The organism is Paenarthrobacter sp. CM16 (assembly GCF_013179505.1).
Taxonomy (GTDB): Bacteria; Actinomycetota; Actinomycetes; order Actinomycetales; family Micrococcaceae; genus Arthrobacter.
The window spans coordinates 1-6389 of record NZ_JABMCX010000272.1 but is presented as its reverse complement, the minus strand read 5'-3'; the positions used below and the strand labels follow the sequence as shown (position 1 = coordinate 6389).

At 61.8% G+C, this 6389-nt stretch carries 5 protein-coding genes and 1 pseudogene; 1 reads left to right on the top strand and 5 read right to left on the bottom strand.

The window, feature by feature from the left end; genetic code table 11:
* On the bottom strand, positions 1–963 hold a 963-nt coding region (locus HP499_RS19235), incomplete at its 3' end, for a GTP-binding protein (RefSeq protein WP_172325764.1).
* A gap of 283 nt (positions 964–1246) precedes the next feature.
* On the opposite strand from HP499_RS19235, the gene HP499_RS19230 reads away from it, so the two are divergent.
* A complete protein-coding gene (locus HP499_RS19230; protein WP_253951696.1) occupies positions 1247–2089 on the top strand; it encodes an SGNH/GDSL hydrolase family protein in 843 nt (280 codons plus the stop codon).
* A gap of 206 nt (positions 2090–2295) precedes the next feature.
* On the opposite strand, the gene HP499_RS19225 is transcribed toward HP499_RS19230, so the two are convergent.
* From HP499_RS19225 to HP499_RS19210, 4 genes and pseudogenes are all read right to left on the bottom strand, one after another.
* A complete protein-coding gene (locus HP499_RS19225) occupies positions 2296–4005 on the bottom strand; it encodes an ABC transporter ATP-binding protein (protein WP_172325762.1) in 1710 nt (569 codons plus the stop codon).
* A gap of 10 nt (positions 4006–4015) precedes the next feature.
* Entirely contained in the window at positions 4016–4960 is a 945-nt protein-coding gene (locus HP499_RS19220) for an ABC transporter permease (protein ID WP_024817469.1), read from the bottom strand.
* Entirely contained in the window at positions 4950–5879 is a 930-nt protein-coding gene (locus HP499_RS19215) for an ABC transporter permease (RefSeq protein ID WP_026539948.1), read from the bottom strand. The genes HP499_RS19220 and HP499_RS19215 overlap by 11 nt, the downstream gene beginning before the upstream one ends.
* Before the next feature lie 124 nt (positions 5880–6003).
* A pseudogene (locus tag HP499_RS19210) lies at positions 6004–6389 on the bottom strand (ABC transporter substrate-binding protein); the annotation flags it as partial.

Below are 6389 nucleotides of genomic sequence, written 5' to 3'. Positions count from 1 at the left end.
ATCCGTGAGGGTTTCACCAATGGTGATCTCCTCGATGCCTGCAACTGCGACGATTTCGCCCGGTCCAGCAGACTCGGCAGGAACGCGGGTCAGTGCCTTGGTGGCGAGCAGTTCGGTGATCTTGACGTTCTTGAGCTCACCGTTGGCGCGTGCCCAGGCAACGGTCTGGCCCTTGCGGAGCGTGCCGTTGTAGATGCGGAGCAGGGCGAGGCGGCCAAGGAACGGCGACGCGTCCAGGTTGGTCACGTGTGCCTGCAGCACGCCGTCCGGGTTGTACGTGGGAGCCGGGATGTGCTCAATGATGGTCTTGAAGAGGGGCTCGAGGTCCTCGTTCTCCGGAGCCGAGCCGTTGGCCGGCTGGTCCAGGGACGCACGGCCAACCTTGGCAGCAGCGTAGACGACGGGAACTTCGAGGACCTTGTCCAGGTCCAGGTCCGGAACTTCGTCGGCGAGGTCCGAGGCGAGGCCGAGGAGCAGGTCCATGGACTCGTGGACAACTTCGTCGATGCGGGCGTCGGGACGGTCGGTCTTGTTGACCAGGAGGATGACCGGCAGGTGCGCGGCAAGGGCCTTGCGGAGCACGAAGCGGGTCTGGGGCAGCGGGCCCTCGGAGGAGTCGACCAGCAGGACGACGCCGTCAACCATGGACAGGCCGCGCTCTACCTCGCCACCGAAGTCGGCGTGGCCGGGGGTGTCGATGACGTTGATGGTGATGGTCTCGCCGTTGGACGACGGGCCGTTGTAGGCAACCGTGGTGTTCTTCGCGAGGATGGTGATGCCCTTTTCGCGCTCCAGGTCACCGGAGTCCATGACACGGTCCTCAACCTCACCATGGGAAGCGAAGGAGTTGGTCTGCTTGAGCATGGCGTCGACCAGGGTGGTCTTGCCGTGGTCAACGTGTGCGACGATCGCGACGTTGCGCAGATCGCTCCGCGACGCAGTGTTGGTGATGGTTTCAGACATGCGTTAATGACTCGTTTCAGTGGTGAAGTCAGCTGTTTGTATCCGCGCGCATACCTGATCGACTTGATCGGAACACACAGCGAAAAGACCCCGGGACACAGGGCACCTGCATCCAGTCTAAACGCAGTTGCATTTCCCAGCCTAAAAAGCAAGCCATTCGCCATCCAGATGTGGCACTGCTCACATGACGTCACGCTTTAGTAACCGCTACTCCAGATGCTGGATTTTCTGTTCTCCGTGCCCCATGATTGCTCCAGAACCAGTGCCACACGGAGACCCATCGATGCGACAATCTTCGGCCGCGTTCCGCCTGCTCGCACCATTGATCGCCGTCGGCGTTCTGGCAGTGGGATGCGGACCCAGCCCCATTACCCCGGCTTCCACCCCTACGCGCTCCGTCGCGCCGGGGCCGGCTCAAACTGCCGCCGCCCCGCCACTCAGGACCGCCCAGGCGCCCAGTGCCCTGGACCTGCCGGTTGGCTCGTTGTACAAGAACCCGGCTAACAACCGAAATGAAGTGGTTCTGGCCGATGTGCGCCACACCGCCGTCCTGATCGGAGACTCCCAGGCCATGCCCAAGGACTCCTGGCCGCAGCAGGGCATCGCGGCTCTGGGGTACAAGTTGCACGTTGTGGGCATGGGCGGCACGGGGTTTGTGGCAGCCAATGGCAAGACCGGCAATTACATCGATGCCCTGCAGCGCGGGGACTGGACACTCCCCTACGGAGATCCACCGTTGATTGTGGTCCAAGGCGGCGGCAACGATGCTTCGCAAAAGGCCACGGATGCCCAGATCACCAGCAATGCCGAGCGGCTCCTCGCTGCCCTGAAGAAGCGTTACCCTGGTGCATCCCTCGCCATGATCGGAACCTTGGCACGCGGGGCGGAGAATGGCGGCGGACGTCGCACCGAAGTGGACGCACTGTTGGGGCGCATTGCCGCCAAACACGGCATTCCCTTCGTCAGCACGGGCAACTGGCTCACCCGTTACAACGCCGTAGGTGATCTTCAGGACGGGGTGCACCTGAAGCCTTCAGGGCACGTCAAGCTTGGCGCGGTCCTGGCCCGCGAGCTTGCAGCGCTTGGCCTGACGGCCCGCCCGGACAGCGCCGCCCCGACGAAGTAGCCCTCGGCGTCGTCGTCCGCTTCTGACGTTGTGAGGCCCGCTCTGCGTGCTTCGTGAGTGTTGTGAGGCCCGCTCTGCGTGCTTCGGGGGCGATTTGGCGCGCAGAGCAGGCCCAGCAACGCGCACGTTAAACGGCGAGAGCCGGTGGTTTCCTTTCGGGAACCACCGGCTCTTCTGCTATCCAGCGATCAAACGTTCGACGCCGGTCAGGCCACCGCGGGCGGCAGCAGGAGCGATCCACCCGGGATGGCATCCAGGAGTGCCTGGGTGTAAGCCTCACGGGGGTTGTCGAAGACGTCGTCAGTGCTGCCCGTCTCCACAAGCTTGCCCTTCTCCATGACGCAGACGTGGTCCGCGATCTGGCGGACCACGGCGAGGTCGTGGGTGATGAACAGGTACGTCAGGCCAAGGTTGTCCTGAAGATCAGCCAGCAGGTTCAGGACCTGGGCCTGCACCAGCACGTCCAGGGCGGAGACTGCTTCATCGCAAATGATGACTTCGGGATCCAGTGCCAGGGCTCGCGCGATCGCAATACGCTGCCGCTGGCCACCCGAGAGCTCGTTGGGGTATCGCTGCATCATGGACTGCGGCAGAGCCACCTGGTCCAAGAGCTCGCGAACCTTTTTCTCACGGCTGGCCGCATTACCGATCTTGTGCACGCGCAACGGCTCTTCGATGGTCCTGAAGATGTTGTACATCGGATCCAGGGAACCATAGGGGTCCTGGAAGATGGGCTGCACCCGGCGACGGAACTTGAAGAGTTCCCTGCCCTTGAGCCCAGCCGTGTCCACACCATCGAAGATGATCTGACCTTCAGTGGGCTTCTCAAGCTGAAGGACCATCTTGGCAACAGTGGACTTGCCCGAACCGGACTCGCCCACAATCGCCGTAGTAGTCCCGCGTTTGACGGCGAAACTGACATCGTCCACGGCCGCGAAGTCGGACGTCTGTCCCAGTCCTTGACGCAGTTTGTAGATCTTGCGCAGGTTCTTGATCTGGAGGACCTCGTCCTGGGCACGATCCTTCGCAGCCGCTACAGGAGCCAGAAGATCCTCAGACTCCACACCCTGCTCCTTGGCCACCTGGATGCGGCGTGACGCCAGGGAAGGCGCCGACTCAACCAGGCGACGGGTGTAAGGGTGCTGGGGGTTGCGGAGGAGCTCCAAGGAAGGACCAGCCTCAACCACGTTGCCCTGGTACATAACGATCACTTTGTCGGCGCGTTCAGCAGCAAGACCGAGGTCGTGGGTGATCAGCAGTACCGAGGTGCCAAGTTCAGTGGTCATGGTGTCCAGGTGATCCAGGATCCTGCGCTGAACCGTGACATCAAGTGCCGATGTTGGTTCATCGGCGATGAGGAGCTTGGGCTGGCAGCTCAAGCCAATCGCGATCAGCGCGCGCTGGCGCATACCACCGGAGAACTCATGCGGATACTGCTTGGCACGCCGGGCAGCGTCCGGAAGACCGGCTTCAGCGAGGACGCGGGCAACGTCCTCAGGGCCATCAGGGCGACCATTCGCCTTCAGGGTTTCCCGCACCTGGTAACCGATCTTCCAGACCGGGTTCAGGTTGGACATGGGGTCCTGGGGAACCATGCCGATGTGGCTGCCACGAAGCTCGATCATGCGCTTTTCCGATGCGTGCGCGATGTCTTCGCCGTCGAGCAGGATCTGCCCTGCCGAAACGCGACCGTTGTTGGGAAGAAGGCCGATGGCGGCCAGCGCCGTCGTCGACTTTCCAGAGCCCGACTCCCCCACAATGGCGACCGTTTCGCCCGGCATGATGGAAAGGTGGGCGTTCTTTACCGCCTTGACCTCACCAGAACCGGTCTTGAAGGTGATGGCCAGGTCCTTGATCTCCAGGATGGGCCGAACTGGTGCCGTGGCTTCATCAATTCTGATGTTCGCAGAAGTCATGGTCGCCTCCTTAGCGCTGACGGCTCTTGGGATCAAGAGCATCGCGGACGGCGTCGCCAAGCATGATGAAGCTCAGGACGGTGATGGACAGGGCGGCTGCCGGGTAGAGCAGGATTCCCGGGTTGGTACGGATGGAAGCGTTGGCCGCTGAGATGTCGTTACCCCAGGACATCACGCTGCCGGGCAACCCGACACCCAGGAAGGACAGAGTGGCTTCGAGGACAATGAAGACGCCCAGTTCCAAGGTGGCAAGCACGATGACAGGTGCCAGTGCGTTGGGCAGCGCATGCTTGACCAGTGCCCCGAACTTGGAAACACCGAGTGAGCGTGCCGCCGTGACAAAGTCCGCGTTGCGCACCTCAATGACGGCACCTCTGGTAATTCGCGCCATTTGGGGCCACGCGAGCAGGGATATTGTCAGGACCACTGTCCAGACACTCCGGTTCTCGCGGAACAGCGGCAGCTGCGTGATGACCAAAGCACCGAGGATGATCGGCAAGGCAAAGAAGATATCGCCGAGACGGGCCAGGACGGAGTCAAGCCAGCCACCGTAGTAGCCGGCCAAAGCGCCAAGGGTGACGCCAATGATGACGACGGCGAGGACCGACAGGACGCCGACTGACAACGAAGCCTGTGTGCCGTGGATGACGCGCGAGTAGACATCGCAGCCTTGCAAGGTGAATCCCAACGGGTGGCCCGCAGTGGGACCGCCCTCGGAGTTAGCCAGCTGGCAGTCGTTGTCCGGTGCAACGCTGGTGAAGAGGCCCGGGAACAGCGCAACGACCACAAGCAGCAGGATCAGCAGCGAGGAAACGATGAACATGGGGCGGCGCCGAAGCTTGCGCCACGCGTCTGCCCAAAGGCTGAGCGGCGCCTGATCTGTTTTCACAGCATCAGTAGCCAGAAGGGGTGTCTCCTCGACGGGAGCTACGAAGTGTTCAGTATTACTGGTCATAGCGGATCCTCGGGTCAAGCCAGGCGTACAGGAGGTCAACCAGGAGGTTGGTGATGACGAAAACAAGCACCAGGACACTCACGATGGCGACGATGGTAGGACCCTCGCTTCGCTGGATGGCTTGGAAGAGCTTGTTTCCCACTCCGGGAACGTTGAAGATGCCCTCGGTAACGATGGCGCCGCCCATAAGCCCGCCAAGGTTCGCTCCCAAATAGGTCACCACGGGGATCAGCGAGTTCCTGAGGATGTGCGCCATCACGACGCGCGGACGGGAAAGTCCCTTAGCGGTGGCCGTTCGCACGTAGTCGGCGTTCATGTTCTCACTGACCGAGGCGCGGGTCAGGCGTAGAACGTATGCGAAGGACACCAAGCCAAGCACAACGGCCGGAAGGATCAGGTTGCCCCAGTCGGCGTTTGCGCCCACCGTGGGTTTGGCCCAGCCAAGCTGGACACCGAACACCAGCTGGAAGACGAAGCCCAGAACGAAGGTGGGAACTGCGATCACCAGGAGCGAAACCACCAGAACGGTGGAGTCGAACAGCTTGCCCTTCTTCAGGCCTGCAAACACGCCGAAGGCGATGCCGAATACAGCCTGGATAATCAGGGCTTCAATGGCGAGCATTGCCGTGACGGGGAAGGCCCTGGCAAGTGAGTCGGCAATGGGCTGCTGGGTGAAGTCAACGCCAAGGTTGAAGGTGAACAAGTTCTTGATGAAAAGCCCGTACTGAACCCAGAACGGCTGGTCCAGGTTGTACTGCGCCCGCAAGGCGTCGATGACGCTCTGCGGTGGCTGGCGATCCCCGAAGAGGGCGGCAATGGGGTCGCCGGGTAGTGCGAAGACCATGTAATAGACGAGGAGCGTGGTCCCCAGGAATACCGGGATGACCTGGAGAAGCCTACGGAAAATAAAGCGAACCACGGGTCACCCCTCTCCGGTGGTCGGGCATTGGTGTGTCATGTGTGCCTTCCTGCCAAGCAAGCAAGGGGGGCCCGGCGCATTGGCCGGACCCCCTCTGCCCTAGGGCAAGTTCAGATCCTGAGGACTACTTGGCCTCGATGTCGAAGTAACGGACGCCGCCATTCCAGCCGGTTTCGGCTGAGACAACGTTGTTGCTCCAAACGATCGGGGTTGCCCGGTACCACAGGGGCAAGCCCGGGAGCTCCTTGAACAGGATCTCCTGTGCCTCGTTGAACTTCTTGTTGGCATCTTCCGGAGTCTTGGCTGCAAGGCCTTCCTTCAGAAGCTTGTCGAACTCGGGGTTCGAGTACTTCTCGTAGTTGGACGATGCGTTGGTTGCCCACACCGGTCCAAGGAAGTTGTACAGCGACGGGTAGTCGCCCTGCCAGCCGGCGCGGGTGAGACCCGGGAGGGACTGCGACTTGCGCAGGTCCAGAACTTCAGCGAACTTGGCGAAAGGCTGGATTTCGG